19 protein-coding genes and 1 pseudogene are annotated in these 17,808 nt (G+C 38.9%); 7 read left to right on the top strand and 13 right to left on the bottom strand.

The window, feature by feature from the left end:
• Positions 1 to 3 precede the first annotated feature (3 nt).
• Positions 4 to 2,559, top strand: coding sequence for a S1 RNA-binding domain-containing protein (locus tag D0T85_RS00860; RefSeq protein ID WP_163209277.1), 2,556 nt, complete (start codon positions 4 to 6; stop codon positions 2,557 to 2,559).
• A gap of 51 nt (positions 2,560 to 2,610) precedes the next feature.
• Positions 2,611 to 3,558 (top strand): hypothetical protein, encoded by a 948-nt coding sequence (locus D0T85_RS00855; protein WP_163209274.1) that lies wholly within the window; start codon positions 2,611 to 2,613, stop codon positions 3,556 to 3,558.
• A 151-nt stretch (positions 3,559 to 3,709) separates the two neighbouring features.
• Here the strand turns inward: D0T85_RS00855 and D0T85_RS00850 are convergent, their stop codons facing one another.
• From D0T85_RS00850 to D0T85_RS00820, 7 genes are read right to left on the bottom strand one after another with little or no spacing between them, the layout of a single operon-like run.
• A complete protein-coding gene (locus D0T85_RS00850) occupies positions 3,710 to 3,937 on the bottom strand; it encodes a hypothetical protein (protein WP_163209272.1) in 228 nt (75 codons plus the stop codon).
• Complete coding sequence (locus tag D0T85_RS00845) at positions 3,934 to 4,116, bottom strand: hypothetical protein (RefSeq protein ID WP_163209270.1); 183 nt, start codon at positions 4,114 to 4,116, stop codon at positions 3,934 to 3,936. The genes D0T85_RS00850 and D0T85_RS00845 overlap by 4 nt, the downstream gene beginning before the upstream one ends.
• 53 nt (positions 4,117 to 4,169) lie before the next feature.
• A complete protein-coding gene (locus D0T85_RS00840) occupies positions 4,170 to 6,161 on the bottom strand; it encodes a ParB/RepB/Spo0J family partition protein (protein ID WP_163209268.1) in 1,992 nt (663 codons plus the stop codon).
• A 41-nt stretch (positions 6,162 to 6,202) separates the two neighbouring features.
• Positions 6,203 to 6,682: a hypothetical protein gene (locus tag D0T85_RS00835; RefSeq protein ID WP_163209266.1), complete on the bottom strand. Its 480-nt coding sequence runs from the start codon at positions 6,680 to 6,682 to the stop codon at positions 6,203 to 6,205.
• 4 nt (positions 6,683 to 6,686) lie between these two features.
• Positions 6,687 to 6,905: a DUF3873 family protein gene (locus tag D0T85_RS00830; RefSeq protein ID WP_163209264.1), complete on the bottom strand. Its 219-nt coding sequence runs from the start codon at positions 6,903 to 6,905 to the stop codon at positions 6,687 to 6,689.
• Between the two features lies 1 nt (position 6,906).
• Complete coding sequence (locus D0T85_RS00825; RefSeq protein ID WP_163209262.1) at positions 6,907 to 7,119, bottom strand: hypothetical protein; 213 nt, start codon at positions 7,117 to 7,119, stop codon at positions 6,907 to 6,909.
• Positions 7,120 to 7,130: 11 nt separating this feature from the next.
• Positions 7,131 to 7,367: a hypothetical protein gene (locus tag D0T85_RS00820; protein ID WP_203558388.1), complete on the bottom strand. Its 237-nt coding sequence runs from the start codon at positions 7,365 to 7,367 to the stop codon at positions 7,131 to 7,133.
• 500 nt (positions 7,368 to 7,867) lie between these two features.
• Here D0T85_RS00820 and D0T85_RS00815 point away from each other — a divergent pair, with 500 nt between their 5' ends.
• A complete protein-coding gene (locus tag D0T85_RS00815; protein WP_163209260.1) occupies positions 7,868 to 8,143 on the top strand; it encodes a helix-turn-helix domain-containing protein in 276 nt (91 codons plus the stop codon).
• Positions 8,130 to 8,438, top strand: a complete 309-nt coding sequence (locus D0T85_RS00810; protein ID WP_370459901.1) for a helix-turn-helix domain-containing protein — start codon at positions 8,130 to 8,132, stop codon at positions 8,436 to 8,438. The genes D0T85_RS00815 and D0T85_RS00810 overlap by 14 nt, the downstream gene beginning before the upstream one ends.
• A gap of 80 nt (positions 8,439 to 8,518) precedes the next feature.
• Here D0T85_RS00810 and D0T85_RS00805 read toward each other — a convergent pair whose 3' ends face one another.
• Complete coding sequence (locus D0T85_RS00805) at positions 8,519 to 9,733, bottom strand: site-specific integrase (RefSeq protein ID WP_163209258.1); 1,215 nt, start codon at positions 9,731 to 9,733, stop codon at positions 8,519 to 8,521.
• Positions 9,734 to 9,760: 27 nt separating this feature from the next.
• A pseudogene (locus D0T85_RS00800) lies at positions 9,761 to 10,989 on the bottom strand (tyrosine-type recombinase/integrase).
• Positions 10,990 to 11,272: 283 nt separating this feature from the next.
• Here D0T85_RS00800 and D0T85_RS00795 point away from each other — a divergent pair.
• Both D0T85_RS00795 and D0T85_RS00790 read left to right on the top strand, forming a co-directional pair.
• The gene (locus D0T85_RS00795) at positions 11,273 to 11,464 is read left to right on the top strand and encodes a tyrosine-type recombinase/integrase (RefSeq protein ID WP_370459914.1); all 192 of its coding nucleotides are present in this window, start codon (positions 11,273 to 11,275) and stop codon (positions 11,462 to 11,464) included.
• Between the two features lie 204 nt (positions 11,465 to 11,668).
• Positions 11,669 to 12,979 (top strand): ATP-binding protein, encoded by a 1,311-nt coding sequence (locus D0T85_RS00790; RefSeq protein WP_163209254.1) that lies wholly within the window; start codon positions 11,669 to 11,671, stop codon positions 12,977 to 12,979.
• A gap of 542 nt (positions 12,980 to 13,521) precedes the next feature.
• On the opposite strand, the gene D0T85_RS00785 is transcribed toward D0T85_RS00790, so the two are convergent.
• From D0T85_RS00785 to D0T85_RS00775, 3 genes are all read right to left on the bottom strand, one after another.
• On the bottom strand, positions 13,522 to 14,649 hold the full coding sequence (locus D0T85_RS00785; protein ID WP_163209252.1) for a hypothetical protein: 1,128 nt from the start codon (positions 14,647 to 14,649) through the stop codon (positions 13,522 to 13,524).
• 519 nt (positions 14,650 to 15,168) lie between these two features.
• On the bottom strand, positions 15,169 to 15,789 hold the full coding sequence (locus D0T85_RS00780) for a hypothetical protein (protein ID WP_163209250.1): 621 nt from the start codon (positions 15,787 to 15,789) through the stop codon (positions 15,169 to 15,171).
• Between the two features lie 73 nt (positions 15,790 to 15,862).
• Entirely contained in the window at positions 15,863 to 16,504 is a 642-nt protein-coding gene (locus tag D0T85_RS00775) for a helix-turn-helix domain-containing protein (protein ID WP_239060607.1), read from the bottom strand.
• 146 nt (positions 16,505 to 16,650) lie between these two features.
• Here D0T85_RS00775 and D0T85_RS00770 point away from each other — a divergent pair, with 146 nt between their 5' ends.
• Positions 16,651 to 16,827, top strand: a complete 177-nt coding sequence (locus D0T85_RS00770) for a histone H1 (RefSeq protein WP_163209246.1) — start codon at positions 16,651 to 16,653, stop codon at positions 16,825 to 16,827.
• Positions 16,828 to 17,322: 495 nt separating this feature from the next.
• Here D0T85_RS00770 and D0T85_RS00765 read toward each other — a convergent pair whose 3' ends face one another.
• Positions 17,323 to 17,808 (bottom strand): YkgJ family cysteine cluster protein, encoded by a 486-nt coding sequence (locus D0T85_RS00765; protein WP_163209244.1) that lies wholly within the window; start codon positions 17,806 to 17,808, stop codon positions 17,323 to 17,325.

The following is a 17,808-nucleotide window of genomic DNA, read 5'->3' as shown; positions in this document are numbered from 1 at the left end:
CAAATGAATGAGTTAATAAAATCAATTTTGATCTATGGAGTGACACCATTATTGATTGCTTTTGCATGGATATATCTTGCTGGAGAAGTATGGGCAAAGGGAAAAATCGTGTTGGGCGATATTCTGAAATTTATTGGCTGGAGTGGGAAAAAAGTTCGGAAACTAAGTGTAGAAAGCGAGTATGAAGGAACTATGAACTCAATAATTCAAGACTATAACAAGAATTTTGAAGACCCGATACTTCCTCGTTGTAAAATTGAGTGGGTAACAGATAGTAACAAAAAAAATATACTTAGAGAAAATGAGGCCATTGTTTGTCTGAGTTTTGATAAAAAAGATCACAATCTGAATTTTTATAATGCTACGTTAAGTTTTGTTCAGACAGCACTAATAGCAAAGGCTAAAGACTATTTGGAAAAATCATCATCAGAAGCAATAGATTTACTTACAACTCATATAATTCTGAGGAATAATAGAAAAGAGGTTTTAACTACATTTAGAAAAAAACTTAATGAATTTGAGAATTCAACAATACAAGAATTTGAAACACTTGTACCGACCAATGACAGGGGTTTATTTTTAAATATATTGTTACCCGAATTTCATTTCTATGGCGAACTAATAGACACTCTTCCACCAAGTTCTGAATATAGGATTGAAGCAAATAATCTTCTTTTATGGTTTAAAGAATTAGCAACTAGAGAGTTTGACGAGCGAACTAATCTAAAATATCTCTCAAAAAATTTCAAAATAGGAGTAATTTTAGTTGGAAAAGATGAGACGTGGGAGAAATATGGAGCATCAGCTTATATAAAATGGGCAGATTATTATGCTACTGAAAACTTTAATTCAGTATATATCTTAGCAAGAGGAGGCAATGGCTATGAAAGAGCGTCCAATGTTGTTGGAATTTTAACAGCTACCAAAGGATTTGATCAAATTAACCGGAATCCCAAAATCAAATGTGCATCTCCCGAAGGGAATGAATATATTGTAACTTGCTATTCATTAAGACCCAATAAAGCAACGATTGCCTATCTTGCTTGGGAAAATCTAAAGAAACACTATGAGGAGAGTACTAATGTACCTGCAATTATTGATAGTGTTTACAAAGACCATGTTGTTGTTAATGCTTTTGGTCTAAAATTTGACATTCCTAACAAACAACTCTCTGACATTGAAATAAAGGACGCTCGGAAAGTATTAAATTCAGAAGATGAACTATTTCTTTCTATAATTGAATTAGATACTGATAAGCAGCATATAATCCTGTCTAGTAAAGATACCGAATCAGACCCAAAGCATTATATTGAAGCTGTTTTAAATGAAGATAAAGTATATCCTTGTACGGTTGAGAAAATTCAAACAGATAAACAAGGGCTTCAAACTGGGCTCAAAGTGTCAAACTCAAATTTAAAATCATGGATTTATATCCCGAAATATAATGCTACGTATAGTCGTTTTTTAGACTTAACTCAAAAGTATTCAATCGGGGATATTTTAAATGTTGTAGTTGAAAAATACAGCTCTCTCTCTTCAAGTTTTATTGGTTCTATAGAAAATCTACCAAATCCATGGGATGATGTTGCCATTCAACAAATGCAAATTGGAGATACCATCTCTATCTTAATAAAACAAATAAACGAATTTACTATTATTGGAGAATTAAGTGAAGGAGTTGAATGCTGGCTTGTTAAACAAGAAATATCTTGGGATATAAAAGAATGTATTACATCACAGTTTAGTATTGAAGAAGAAATTGAAGTTTGTGTTACATCAATAAATCATGAAAGAAAGAGGATTGATGTTTCAATTAAACGTCTTTCAAAAACACCAGAATTGGAATATTTCGAGAAAAATGCAAACCAAATTGTAGAAGTTGAGGTTGCTTATATTGTTCCTGATAAAGGGATTGCGGTAAAATATATTGATAATGATAATACAGGGTTCATTTGGTGGTCGGAGATTAGTTGGGGGATTATTGGAAATTTTGAAAATCTATTCAATAAAAAAGATACTATCAGAGTTATTCCAATAACCTTTGATGCTGAAAGAAACAATGTAAGATTTAGTATTAAACGTCAATTTGAACATCAATTTGACGATTGGTATAAGAACGTAGACGAAAATCAGGCTGTAAAAGGTCAGATTATCAGATATTTTGAAAATAGCGTACATGTTGAATTGACTGATGGAGAATATATAGTTCAAGCATTTATACTAAAAAGAGAAATTTCAAATTTTGCTTTTATTGATAGTGAGGATTTGAAATTCTATCTGCCAGTCGGTGATACTTTCAATTTTTTTATTTCTGAAATTAATAAAAATAAAAAGACTGTAGCATTAACAAGAAAAGAGTATCTTGAACAATCAATCTATCCCAATTATGGAGAAAAAATTGATGTAAAATATGTCAAGGAAACTCATTCGAAGGGATATTTTTATTCTGATGAAATAGAAGGCTGGACAAACTTACCGGATAAAAACATTGAAGTAGGAGCGATGATTGAGGTTACTTTAATCTCAGCTTCTTTAGGGGAATTTACTATATGTGAATAAAGAGAGAATTTTATTTAGTTATATTTTCACAGAAGCAACAATTATAAGCGCATGAAACAGGAAGCAACTAAATATTTGCAGGAGTATATAGACCGAATGCAGGCTAAGGGCATAACTCCAACAATGGAAGATTTAAACCAAAAAATGGGAGAATTCTTTCGCACTCAAAATAATACTCCAAGAACAGATTTTGAGGGTTACTCGTCCCTTGAGATGCACAAAATTCTGCATTTTACATTTGATGCAGATTCTCCAATATGTTTCAATCCGCTTAGTTCGCATGAATATTCTCAAATACCCATTTTACGTCAGGTGAAGCGATTTGCGGAAATTATCTCTCAAAATGGGCAAATAAAGTTGACTACTGCCGGATATTTGCCGATTAAAATTGTTCAGGAACTTTATCCTTTGGGTGCTCCTGATGAAATGATTGAAAATGCTATATCAAAATTAGGCAAGGAGATGGATTGTACGCCTGTTCATTTGGCTCGATTATTAGCCGAAGCGTCCGGTATAATTAAAAAACGCAAAGGGATTTTATCCTTGACAGCGACCGGAACAAAAATTATCGCTGATGATTCGAAACTGTTCGATTCTATTTTCAAAGGTTTTTGCCAGAAATTTAACTGGCATTATTTTGATAATTATTCTGATGACGTGCAATCTGGAACGATTGGGCAACTTGGATTTGGTTTTTCATTGATTCTGCTTAGTATATACGGGAATACAGAGCGTTCTGAGAGATATTATGCAGAGAAATATTTTAAGGCTTTTCCTATGTTATTGGAAACGGTTCAGCCTACTTATGGTACAGTGCTGGATTATTGCTTCAATTGCTATTGTTTGCGTACATTTGAGCGATTTCTTTATCACTTCGGATTGGTTGAAATAAAAAAAGGAAAGCGAATATTGCAGGAAGAAACCTACATACAAAAAACACTTCTATTTGATAGGCTAATATCGCTAATGCCTCACAGAGAATTTGAAATGAAATATTGAATTGATTTTAAGCTACTTTTGAAGGCTTAAAATATATTGGCTTTTTGCTTCTTTTCTCCGCATAAAGCCCTGCTAATTGCTCATGGAAAAAGAAGTCCGGGCAAAGTTTCCCCGCCCGGATATAAGTTCTCAAAATCGCTTCCATAGGCATTTACAGCCCGTTCTCGACCATGTATTGCAGCCGACCAGCTACCCAATGGACAGAGGGAGTGCGTGGATAATGGAACGTTTTACGCGCAATATTTTCGATTATAACAACATCCTGTCGGAGTTGTACCGTTTTACAGTCGGGGTCTATCTCGTGCAAAAGTTCCTCCAGTTGGTAATACTGTTCCTGCGTGGCAATTATCGGATTGCCGATATATGCGTCTATTCTCATACCTCGCCAAATTTATCTATTTCACATTCTATTATTACGACTTCCGCATCATGGCGATACAAGCCGTTTTCTTTGGCGTGGTCGATTGCTTTTACTTCGGTGCTGAATACACCGAAAAATACACGGCTTGCCTTTGTGCGGTGTACGTCTGTCTGAAATAATACAAATATTGTTGTCATAATCGGGTAAATTTATGGAGCGGGATTTCTCCCGCCCCTGTTAGTCATTCGGTTTATACTGCTGTGGCTACCTCTGCCGTTTTGCCTTTCGGGGGTACGGTTACAAGTTGTACCGTTCCCGCTGTCGGGGTTGATATTGCTTTGGGTTGCTCCGCTACTTTGGCGGTCTGCTTGGTGCTTTCCGCTTTGTCTGTATCTTTCGTCTGTACTTTCGGCTCGTCTTTGGGCTTGGCGGTTACAGTCGGGGCGGTGGCTTTCTTTGCCTTGTCTGCCGTTTTTCCGACCGTTTTAGCCGTCTTTTTCGCTTTGGCATCGGCTTTTGCCTGTTTTTCTGCCTTTTTCAGCCCTGCGATACGTTCGTCCAATCGGGCGTTTTTCTTGCCGTAGTCCTCGGCATGGGTCGCCTCGATTTCTGCCGTTTTCTTGGGTAGGTGCTGTTTGGCGAACGCCAACAATAACCCGCCTTTCGTGTCGGCTACCGTATTTGTTCGCTCGGTCAGGTGGCTATACAGATAATCACGCCGTATCACGGTCTTTTGTTCTTCGGTAAGAGTAGAGGCTATTTGTAGCTTTTTCTCGTCCGTCAGTCCGTAGTAGTCATTTTCTTTCAGTCCTATGGCTTTGTAGTGGCTACGGCGCAATTTCGATAGCATGAAAAAATACATGGCTGTTTCCTCGTCTGCGGTAAATGCCGACTGTGGCAGTTCATCGGTACGCAAAAGTTCCTTTACCCCCTCGGCGGTCTTTTCCGCTTGTAACTCGGTGTTACGTTTCTTCTTGGCGGTAAGGTCGGAGATTAACTGCTCGTTGCTTTTGGTGTCTTTGCTTGCCACCTCTTTGTAGTGGAGTTTTACACCCTTATCGCCGATTTCAGCGTACACACGGATTTTGCCCTGTTCTTTCAACTGGTCAAGGTGGGCGGTTTGCTTAGTGTATTGTTCCTGTTCCTTGTCGTATTTCTCCTGCGCCTTGTCGAAATCTTCGGGCTTTTTGTACTCGGAGGCTTGCGGTGCGGTGGGTGCTGTCGGGTATCGGCTTAGATTGTAGGTGTGTACGTTCTTAAATTCGTACCCGCCTTTGCGTACCTTTTGGGTCGCCTCGTTTTCATATCCGTACTGCTCCCCGATAAAAACGAGTTTCGGGTCGTGCAAGGCAACTTCTTCGGCTTGCGCTACGAGGTAAGCCGTATTTTTGGCATCGAGGCACTTTTTATCCGCACATCTTCCGCACCCGCTCCCTGTGGCGAACAGGTCGAAGTTTGTAGAGTTGTGCGGACATTTCAGACATGGGGTCTTGTCGAAAAGGTAGTTTTCGATGTTGTTTGTATAGCAGGATTGTATTTTGCCGTCCAAAACTCCTGCGGAGATACTGCACCATTCGCCCTGTCCGTCCTCGCCTAAACGGTCTTTCAGTATTTCAGCCTGTATTTTCTTGTCGTACTTGCTTATCACTATCCCCGCCGATGCAGTCAGCTTACCCGCCTTTACGAGTTTGGCAATGCCTTTAATGAGTTCGCAAAGTTTCAGCGTTTGGTAAACGTGCTTTTCGCTCTTGCCGAATTGCAGGGCGAGGCTTGCCACATCGTAACGCTTGGTGTCTATAAGGCGTTTATAAGCCTCTGCCGCCTCCATTGGTGGCACATCTTCTCGTTGCAGGTTCTCGGAGATTGAAAGGTCATACGCCTGTTCATCGGTCGCCTCCCGCACAATGGCGGGAATTTCGGCGAGTTTCAGCATACGGCAGGCACGGAAACGGCGTTCCCCGCAAATGATTTCGTAATGTTCGCCTTTCTCACCCTTGCGCCGTACCGTAATGGGCTGTATCAGTCCGTGAACGGAGATACTTTGCGCCAACTCACCCAGTGCATCGGCATCGAACGTTTTTCGGGCGTTGTAGTTGCTTGGCTCTATGAGGTCGGACGGAATGTTTACGGCTTTGTGCTGTCCGTTGTCGGGGGTGCGTACCACTACTGCGGTTACTACTTCGTTTGCTTTCTCGCTTGTCTGTACTGCTACGGCTGTGCCGTTGTTCTTAATTGCTGTCATAACTGTAATTATTTGAATGATTTTTAAAATATTGTTGATTTTCAGATGATTGTTTCAATTTCCTTTACAGGGGTATTTTTCATAAGCCACTCCCTTACATACTCCATGTTATATTCGGATGTGATAATGGCGCAATGTTCGCCGATTTGCGTAAACCTGCTACTTTCATAGCTATCGCACCATTCTTTCAGATTGACTACGCCCCAATTCGTGTAATCATTGGTAAACATTCGGTTAATCTCCCTTATGGGCTTTTCAAATGCTACTTTGACGGTTTTATATTGGTCGTCTATGATTTCCAGATATTGAAGTGAGCCAAATTCATCATGTAGTCGGGCGTGTGCCCAATCATATTCGTATATCTCGTTTCCCCACGAGTGCGGTTCATCGAAACGTACCATTACCTCTGCGGTGTACTCGGTTACGTTTATGCTTTCGATAGTTCCTGTAACCATTAAGCCTGTAAAAATGCACTTACACCGTTTGCCTATGATACTGTCGTTTACTTCGTTCGTTTTCATACTCTTAACTATTTGAATGATGAATTTTCTTTGCTAACCACTTATCCCGCCTCATTCGGCACTCGGTAAGGGTTGGCATCACTACGCTAAAAAGTTCGCCGTCCGTATCCCGATAATCGTATTGGAAGAGCCACTTCCCGCGAAAATCCTTGTAACGCTCGTAATTTTCTTCTCCTGCGGGGCATATTGATACTCCGTGCAGGTTCATTTTAGGCTGTGTCATATTACTGTCTATTTTTAGGGTTATTGGCACAAATGGGGCATACTACAAGAATATCAAGTATATCATTGTCCTGCCTGTCCGTTACTTCGTATGCTATTCTTACCGTTCCACATTCACACGCTCTCGGCTGAGGAATTATAATAAAAGTGTGATGCGGGAAAATTTGCACATGGCTTTCAATAGAGCCTACCGAATTAAAATACTTTGCTTTCATACTGTTGATATTTAGAAAATTAATACTATTACAAGGCAGATAATGACAGCCAACACCAGAAGCGACACAAGGCACGAAAGCACCGTTTTTGCAATCTCCCAAAGGATACAAGCACCCACTACCACCGCCACGAATGACCAACCCCAAAGGGCAAACCCTGCTACCGCAAAGGCTACTTTCAAAATCCACCAAATGCTGATTGGAAGGAAGGTGAATCGCTGTTTCGATATTTTTTCTGTCTGTTTCATAATTTCTGACCTTTTTTTTAATCTTCATGCTGCTCGGAGCCGTCGGAGTTATCGAGTTTCGGGGGCAAGACAAGTCCATGTTCAGACCACGCAAGGTTTTCGGGAACAAATACGCTCGCCCGAAGCATGAGGGAAAGAGGAAGATTTTTCACGAAACCGAAGGCTTGACCTTGCGGGGGCTACCGGAACATGGGAATACTTTCGCGCCTGAAATCGTATCACTTCCGCGTGCGTTTCATCAGCGGCAGGTGTAGCTAAAAGGGGGAAGAAATTATAAAGAGAAACAGACTGGAAGAATCCACATTCATCGCCGTAACATTCTATGGGCGGAGAATCAAAATCGGTTTAACCGGAATAACCGCAAAGAAGAAATCCGGCTTTTAGCCAAGACAAAGCCGGACATAGGTACGCAAGGCGTAAACAATTGATATACTGTTGGTATTATTACCATATCTTTGCTATCCCCGTGCAATAGTACAAACGAATAAAGAAAAAAAGATATGGAAATAGTGAGTATAGAAGCCGGAACATACAGGGCGATGATGTTTCATTTTGAAGCGTTTGCCCGGAAAGTGGGAGCGTTGTGTGAACCGCACGTTGGCAAAAGGCTTGACGAATGGTTGGATAATCAGGACGTCTGCCTTATTCTGAATATCAGTCCACGCACCTTGCAGAACTTGCGTGAAACGGGAAAGTTGCCATACAGCCAAATCAACCGGAAAATGTATTACAAGCCGGAAGACGTGGAAAAAGTCATTAACAATGTTGGGTTATAATGGCATGGAAAACAAAGTTATAACAAAAGAGAATGAGCAGATTAAGGCATTTTTCTGTTCGCTCGACAAGATGCTGGATAAAATAGAAACAGCATTGGCAGATTATAGACCTACCCTGAAAGGGGAACGGTTTCTGACCGACACACAGGTTTCAGAGCGGCTTAAAGTGAGCCGCCGGACGTTGCAGGAATACAGGACGGAAGGACGAATCCCCTACACTCACTTCGGCGGTAAAACCTTGTACCGGGAATCGGATATTCAAAAGATTTTGGATAAGGGCTACCGCAAAGCATAGGAGTGGCTTACTTTTCAATTATAATAATATGTAATACCCCCGAAATTCGCTTGAATTCGGGGGTATTATTGTTGAGGACTTCACGATACCTTTCTACGGGCAATCAGTCTGTCCATGTCTTCGGAAATCTTTTGGTCGGTAATATGCGCATATCCTTGCGTTGTGGATATATTAGCGTGTCCCATCATTTTGGCTACGGATTCGATACAAACACCTGCCGAAAGTAAAAGGGTTCCGAATGAATGTCGGCTTTTATGGTAGGAGAGATTCTCTTTGAAAGCATGGCAAATTCCTATCTGATTGATTTCTCGCCATGCAAGGTCTCGATTTTTTGGTAGTGGAAACACCGGCTGACTGTCATCGGTTGTATTATACAACATAAGAATTTGTTCGGCTATCGGATGAAGCGGAATAAATGCTTCTACATTTGTTTTTACACGCTGTTTACGAATATACAATCTTCCCTCTGCCGTTTTTCCAATATGTCGCGGGTATAATCGTTGAGCATCTACATACGCTAATCCGGTCAGTGAGGAAAAAATGAACGCCCGGCGGACAAGCTCCATCATTGGGTCTTCAAATGGTGTTTCCAAAATTTGTTTCAATTCATTTTTAGTAATGTATTTCAATTTTGGAGGGGCTTTCTTTTCATAGAGAACATCTTCTATCGGGTTGGCTCTTATAATTTCTTGGTCAACAGCGATATAAATCAGTCGGTTCAACCAACATAAGTGTCGATTGGTATGGGTAGCCGTAAAACCTAAATTTATTTTGCAGTACAGCTTGAATGATTCTCCAAATTCTTCCGTAATATCCTCAAAGGCAATATCTTGGATTCCGCGTGATTCGACAAAGGATTTCAAATTACGTTGTGTGAGCTTGGATTGTCGAAGTGTCGACGTGGAGTTGGTTTCCAATGAACGAAGACGTAAGCGTTCAATTTCAACCTCTCCACCTTTCAACAAATAATTGGCAACAGAATTTACTCCCACAATCGTATTTTTAAGTAATTCTGCACTAATAACTCCTTGCTCTTTAAGAATACGCTCATAGGTCTGCTCTACCTGTCGGTGAAATTCTGCAAGACGATTATTTTCCCTTCCGGTTTTTATTTGGCTACCGCCGATTTTCAATTCGCCTTTCTTGGAATTCCAATCTTTGGGCTGGCAATAGATACCTGTTGCAAGAACCGAAATTTTTCCGTCAATGCTGATCCGGCACATAACGGCAGTTGTTCCGTCTGTCTTTACTTTTCCTCTATTAATATAGAATAATATTTTGAATGTACTTCTCATATTTTTGTTGATTTACAGATTAGTGGTTTATAGAATTAATTTAAAATCTTGGGTTGCTTCGATAAACTTGTCCATATCCTCGAAAAGTTTCTTTGGAGTAACACGAGCATAGATTTGAGTGGTTTGAATATTGTTGTGTCCGAGCATACGACTGATTGTTTCTATCGGCACTCCTTCTTCGAGCGTAATCAAACTTGCAAATGAATGTCTCCCAACATGATAGACTAAATCTTGAGATAAATTAGCCATAACTCGAAGGGCTTTCATATTCGAACGAAGAGTAGCATAATGCTGTGGCGGAAATAAAGTTTCCCGGCTTTCGTCTTTGTATTTCTCTATCAATGCAATGGCTTCGGGGAGAAGTTTGACACGTCCCAAATGTTCATTTTTTTTCCTGCGGTATTTAAGCCAAAGATTGCCCTCGTCATCTGTAAACAAATTCTCCTTTGTAATACTGATAACGTCTGCATAGGCAGTACCGACATAGCAGGCAAACAGGAATAAATCTCTTGTTATGACATGAGAACAACGACTTTCGGGAATTTCCAAGTCCCGAAGTTTCTCAAAATCTTCACGAGTAAGTGCCTTGGGAGTGGTCTCTTTCTGTTTGGGTAATTTGTAATGGGAAAAGAAGTGCCTTTCACTATGTCCCTCTTTATAGGCTATTTTACAAACCTTTTTCAGAATAGCAAGGAAATGACGAACGGTGTCCATTGCCATGCCTTTTTCCCCTAAACAAAACTCTTGAAAATCCCGAATGAACTGTTCAGTAAGTTGTCCGAAAGCAATATCACGAGTTTTGAACTTCTTCTCGACAAACTCAACAACGAATCGTCGGGTATAAGTATAAGTCGGAATAGTCGTAGCACAACGGTCGATGCCGACACGAGCCTGCATTTGTTCGATGTGGTAATCAAACATGGCAAGTAGGGTTGTTTGTTTTGTCATGCTACCTTGAAACAAGTCTTTTACTTTCGTAGCATCAAAAGGAATTTTTCTTTCGGCAAGACTGTCGAATGCAGAATGCACTGATAATAAAACCATTTCGATTTTGCCGTTCACTTCCACTGCTTCCCTACTTTTGCCGTTGAGCCTGCTCTCTCGTGGATTCCACAACGAAGGAGTACATGAAAGTTTCAAACTGAATTGAGACATGGAATTGTTCACAGTGATTCTTCCCATGATCGGAGCTTACCCGATTTGTCCAAGCTATTTTTTTTAAGGTATAGCAGAACCTTGAATTTTTCAATTTTCATACGCTTATAATTTGTGGGCTTTGCCGACGGCAAAGTTACCTGTTTTATAAGCGCCCATTGTTATGCAAATCGCAGCACATCAGAACATTAGCACCGTCCCTCATAATTCTTCACTCTGCTATTGTTACCCATTTTCCTTCGGTAACTGGCAAGGTAACGATTTGGTAACTGAAACTCTTCGTAGAACTGCTTATGCTCCAAACTTCAATTTTACTCAAATCACTGAATTACAATGGTGTTATCCGATTCGCTTCTTACCTTCTCATACCTATTCTGACTACTAATTTTTCATACAGCGCGGCACACAATGGCTACGACTATTGCTTTATCTAATGGTATGCCGATGGAAAGCCTTGCTAAATTATTAGGACATAAGAATGTGCGAACAACACAGCTCTATGCTCGAATTACGGATACAAAGCTTAATGCTGATATGGAATCGTTGGAGGAAAAGTTGGCAGATTTTCAGTTGTAAGCACGAAATAAACTATTCGTCTATACTCACAAAAGTTAAATAAAATAGCATGAATGCTTCAAGCTACAAATCCTCTTATCTATATTTTAATGGTGATTATTTTAATCATCATTAAAATAACCTAATATACATAGTGGCGGATTGAAATATTCTTCTTATTTTTGTAACCGCCATTAAGATAATGAGTATTAAATAACATGAGATATGAAGTTTTATAACAGAACAGCGGAGTTAGAGATATTAGCCCGTACATTGGAGCAATCGAAGAGGAGTTCCTGTTTTACGGTTATGGTTGGTCGTCGTCGTATCGGCAAGACCTCCCTTTTACTTGAATCTGTAAAGGGACAGAAGTATCTTTATCTGTTTGTTTCCCGTAAAAGCGAACCACTTCTTTGCGAACAGTTTCAGAAAGATGCAGCAGATGTTTTAGGATTGCAAATATTCGGCTCGATTACCCGATTCAAAGACCTTTTTGAGCAGTTATTGATTTTTGCCACGAAGGAACATTATACGCTTATCATAGATGAGTTTCAAGAGTTTGATAATGTAAATTCGTCCATATTCAGCGATGTTCAGAATCTTTGGGATCAGTACAAGGATAAGACTAAGATCAACTTTATTGCTTCCGGTTCTATCTATTCGATGATGATGAAAATTTTTGAGAACAGGAAAGAACCGTTATTCGGGCGACTTACCTCAAAAATAACACAGCAACCTTTCGCCGTTAGTGTAATAAAAGAAATCCTGAACGATTATAATCCGAAATATAATTCGGAAGATCTTCTGTGTCTCTATATGCTGACGGGTGGCATTCCCAAGTATATTGACCTTCTTATGGAAGCCGGAGCTGTAACAAAGGATAAGATACTGGATATGGTTACACGTCCTGATTCTCCCTTTATCGGGGAAGGCAAAGAATTGCTTATCTCTGAGTTTGGAAAAGAGTATGGAACTTATTTTTCTATCTTACAGTTAATCGCTTCCGGGAAAACAACCCAAAGTGAAATAGATTCTATTATTGGGAAAAATACCGGGGCATATTTGGTCAATTTAGAAAAAGAATACTCCCTTATCACAAAGAACAAGCCCATGTTCTCGAAGCCGGAAAGCCGAAAAGCTCGTTGGAGTTTGAATGACAACTACCTTCGTTTTTGGTTTCGATTTATTTATCCGAATCAGTCATTGATTGAAATGGGGAAATATGACTTGCTTCGTGAGTTTATTAATAAGAACTATGAGCAATATAGCGGTTTCACTTTGGAAAAATACTTTCGGGCTAAAATGGCGGAAGAGGAGAGGATAACCGCTATCGGTAGCTATTGGGACAATAAAGGCGAAAATGAGATAGACCTGATTGCCTTGAATGATTTGGATAAAACGGCTATTGTTGCCGAGGTAAAGCGTAACCCCAAGAAAATTGACATGACTTTACTTCAGGCGAAAGCCGATTCAATCAAAAAAGAACTTGCAAAATATAAGGTTGAATTAAGAGGCTTATCTATGAATGATATGTAAAGCCCAGTGCAAGGTGCAGCCTATATATAAATAGGCTGCACCTTGCACTGGAGAACGACTTGATATTCAATTAATTTTTGTAAGATTCAAAAAGTTCGTATATTTGAACCTGAAAGCTGATATGAAGCTTGTGGACAGGAAAAGACAGTCGAAAGTCAAGACTGGACAGAAATCAGTTACTAAATAGTTACTAAAGAAAAGGCGAAGTAGCCTTAACCTCGTATCATACAGGACAATCGGAATTTATCGTTCCGTTCCCTCTCTCTCCGCAAACAAATGCTGACAATCAGCAATTTAGCAAAACAAAGGACTGAAATAGGGACTAAACAACCTACTTTAGTCCTTTTTCTTTGGGCCTGATGAAGAGGAAAATACCTGCTTCAAGGCATTTGGTGAAGGCTTCGGAAAGTTTGGCTTCTGAGTACGCCTTGTGTCGCTAGCAATGAACTGGAGATTGTCGCGGTAGTTACGAGTTTGATGACCGCGATAGGTTCCGGTAGGATACATTTGCTAAGTAACCTTATTACTTCATAAAGTTTTTATCAATCTACGATCTTTGGTTCAATAATTATTTCAACAGGTTTTAATTCTACTTCCGAATCAACATATTCAACAATTGATTTATCTTCTATTTGTGCTTCTACTTTTAGTTTACATTCACCATCTAAAGAGAAATTTTTCGCCAACAATCTCCAATTAATAGATAATTCAGTTATTCCATATTTCGGTTTTACATAAAATTTAAAATTATCGGTTTCCTTTTGAACCAAATTATTTTTTGGTTGAATTAGCAGTCCATTGCTACAATTGGAATATGAAAAGACTTCACGTTTTTGGCTTGCATTCCTATGAAGTTCCGCCCTCATAGTATCGCTCAATAAAGGATTATTAGAAACTCCGTAAGAAGTATCTAATTCGTCTATTTCTTCTTCGTTAAAACGAATGTCAATTTTATAGTCTTCAATAGATATACCTCCGATATTTTTAATATACAAAATTAGAGTACACCACTGGTAGTTAGTGCTTGTATTATGAAAAGGGAATAGACTTGTGTTGAACTTAGGCATTTGCGACAATAAAAAATTCATATCATTAGGCCTGCTTAATTCATACTTCTTTGTCGTTTTGTAGAATTTTGGATAAAGTATAAATGGATTATTTTTGTCGTTATTTACAATGTTTATTTCAATATTATATGAATCTTTGTATTGAAAGTCATGGACATACCAATTAAATGTTTTCTGGTTTTCTTCTATTAAATCAACAATATCTTCCCAAGAAAAAACATCAATTGAAAACCCTCCTTGCGTAATGCTCTCTATATTCTTTCTTCTAATATATTCTTCAATTTTAGCATCCTTATTAGCGGTAGTAGCAAAATAGAACCCTTTCAGAGGTGGTTGAAATATTGAAGCTTTATTTAATTCGTCATCTATTTCCTTTTCCGTTAATTGGCAATAAGAATAATCATCTTTACCTTTGCATTGGATTCCATAATATGCCGATTCACCATTAGGAATACCATAAATATCTACTCCGTATTGTTTCTGTCCACTTCTCCCATTTTTCTTTATGTTGGAACATTCCCAAATCTCTCCCCATAACTTTTTGCACAGAGTTTCAAAATCTTGCCAATTTTCGGGCTTTCTTAACTGTAATTTTCCTTTCATCGTTTGCAAAGATAAGGTTTTTCGTGCATTTCAACCTAATTTCCATATAGATAAGAGCTACACTGCCAAACCAACGCCACATACTGCTGCCACATACCTCAAAACCGCACAAAACCTCGGATATACCCTATAATTTTACTTCTCAAACATTTAATATTTATAGAAATGCATTAAAGGAGGTTCTCCTGTCAATAATGTTTTTTTGATATACCTGATAGAGATGGGCGAAAGCCGAAAGAGCGCCATGCCGCAATGGCATTGGAGGCACCTTCTTTTGTAAAAGAAGGAGACAGAGAAATTCTTCTACAGGGATATTTAAAAACATAAATAATCCAGCAACAACTTCCCTTCATTCCGTTACATCCATTACAATAAAAGTCTCGGATTGGAGCCAAATGTAGTTATCATAAAAACAACGGTGATTTACAACCTCGATAACAGTTATTAGCAGTACTAATCACCGTTATTGGGTTGCAAACCACCGTTATTCAAGTTGCAAACAACAGTTGTTTTTAACTGTTAGTCTTCGTTTTTTTTCTTTCTTGATTCTTTCTTGGCAAGAACTATAATGTGGTACACATATTCAGTCATCCACTGTTCCGAAAATCCCAGTCTTTCTTTGTAGGTACGAACAGCAGTGGCCGTTTTATGCACATCGTCTTTTTTCCATACTTTCTTTGTAACAATGTCGTGAACTGTTTTTTCAGTCATTGCATAGAGAGCTTTCTTAAAGAATCCCGGCATACGGAATTTCCATTGCATAAGGTTTCCCATCAGCATCATTAAATCGTTTGAGAAGCCCTGAAACAATGCTAAATAAGATTGTACCTGATTCTGGTTCTTACAGTTCTTCCTAATTGATGAATCGATTTCTTTGAAAAAGCTTTCGCTCAAGCCATAATCTTGCATCAACATTTTGCGTGAACGCGATTTTTCGCCTAGTCCCAGTTTACCACCCTGTGTAGGCACTTTAAATAGTCGCTTAAACGTAGCTACATCAGGAACAAAGTTAATGTTGGTAATACCCAGATTCACTGCAATAACCGATTGGAAATACACACGGGTAAGTAGGGAGAAGTCTTCAACATCGCCTACTGTTTCGTTTGTTTTTTTACCAAATAATTTAGAGAATATACTCATTGCAATTATTATTTATATTATTAATTTCATGTTGGCATGCAAAAATACAAAAATATCTTTCAGAATACCCCATTCACTTCAACTTAAAATAAAACCGATGATCCTCGAACACGGTTTCTACAATGTCATAGCGAATAAACTTAGCCAAAAGATGCTCAGCCGCTCTACGCGATATTCCTGCTTTACGGCAATAGCGATTAATAGACAGAGGTATATCGCTATCCATCAAACTGATTAAAAGTTGTTCACGATCTGTAAATGCAATTAGCTGGCCATCTGTTTTGCTTTCTTGCTGCCAAACTCTGAGATGCACAGGGGTGGCCAGTATATTTTCGTCTTTTATTCGAATGTAAGCCAATAGTTTTCCATTTTCGTCTTTGGCATATATGGGCTTTTGTTTACTCTCTTCTATATATACTATTAAAACTTGTTTTCCTTCTACTAGCTGAGCTTCCATTGAATACTGAATTGCCGGCGAACAATACAATTGTGCAGCGGCTTCAATCATATATGCCTCTTCTTCAGAACGAACTCCGGCTATTTTACCATTGTCTTTTACTCCTATCAGCAGTCGCCCTCCTTGTGTATTTGCAAAGGCCGACAGGGTGCGGGCTATCTTCCGGGCATCGGAAATCTCAAACTTAAAATCCTGCATCTGATGTTCTCCTTCTGATATCATGACATGCACGGTTCTCATCTCCTTCGGTGATTTCATGCCCACAAAAGTATATAAAAAAGTTCAATCAGTTGTTTATTCTAACAAAATCGAAGATTATTTTAAAAAAAAAGCTAATAATATTCGTTTATTTCCGGAAAGGATGTATTTTTGCCCCACATTATTAACATAGATATATAGTAATTATGAAAGAACTGGTTGAAAAAATGGCTGAGCTAGTAGCTGGATTTAACAAAGACGCTAGCGCTCAAATCGAAAATGGCAATAAAGCTGCTGGTACTCGCGCTCGTAAAGCTTCATTGGAAATTGAAAAACTAATGAAAGAGTTCAGAAAAGCATCTTTAGAAGCTTCTAAAAACTAATTTCTGATTAATTAGGAATTAAAGATAGGGGATAATCTTTTAAAGGATATCTCCTTTTTTAGTATAATTTAGCTAGTAGTTAGTAGCTAGTAGTTAGTGGCTAGTAGCTAGTGGCTAGTAGCTAGTGTAATAAACATATTTCCGGGCCGAAGGTCCAACTTAATTCAGCCCTAGGTAGAGCAAAGCGGCACCTAGGGTTGGCAAGTTACCACACAACAGCGGGCTGAAAGTCCAATTCAATAAAATTTCAGCCTATTTATATAATATTTTTCGCATTACCTTATTAAGTTGCCCTTATCAGGGCGCTGTGTATGAGGTCATTACTTACCCCAGGCGAATGCCTGGGGCTGAACTAAACTGGACCTTCGGTCCGGAAATATGCTTGTATACTTGATATTAATGTTTAAATTATTGAGCACCTTCCCTAGCTACTAACTACTAGCTAACCACCTACTAGCTACTAACTACTAGCTACTAACTACTAGCTACTAACTACTAACCCATTGTCTTTTTAAGCTGCTCAAGAATATTATAAACCGCAGGACAGGTTTGTGCATTACGAATGGCTAGTGCATGGATTTGATAAAACTTCTTCCGGTCGGTATGTGGATACTCCCTGCATGCCTTTGGCCTATCTTCGTAAATGGAGCAATAATTATCGGTACCCAGAAAAGGACAAGGCATTGATTTGAACACATAGTCATTGTCTTCATCAATCCTCAGATATTCACTAATTACATCAACCGGCTTTTTACGAAGGGTTTTAGCTATACGGTCAATATCTTTATTGGTAATCATTGGTCCTAGAGTACGGCAACAGTTACCACAATCCAAACAATCTATTTCGGAAAAAACATCTTCATGAATTTCATGAATAACATCGTCCAGTTCGCGTATCTTGCTCTTCTTTAAGTTTTTAAAGAAAGCTTTTATTTCTTTCTCTACTTTTTTAGCTTTATCGGGTAAAAGAGGTAAATCCAT

The organism is Bacteroides sp. 519 (assembly GCF_010500955.1).
In the GTDB taxonomy this organism is placed as follows: domain Bacteria; phylum Bacteroidota; class Bacteroidia; order Bacteroidales; family Bacteroidaceae; genus Bacteroides.
Note: the sequence above shows the minus strand (reverse complement) of the source record. Positions and strands in the feature narration are given on the sequence as shown.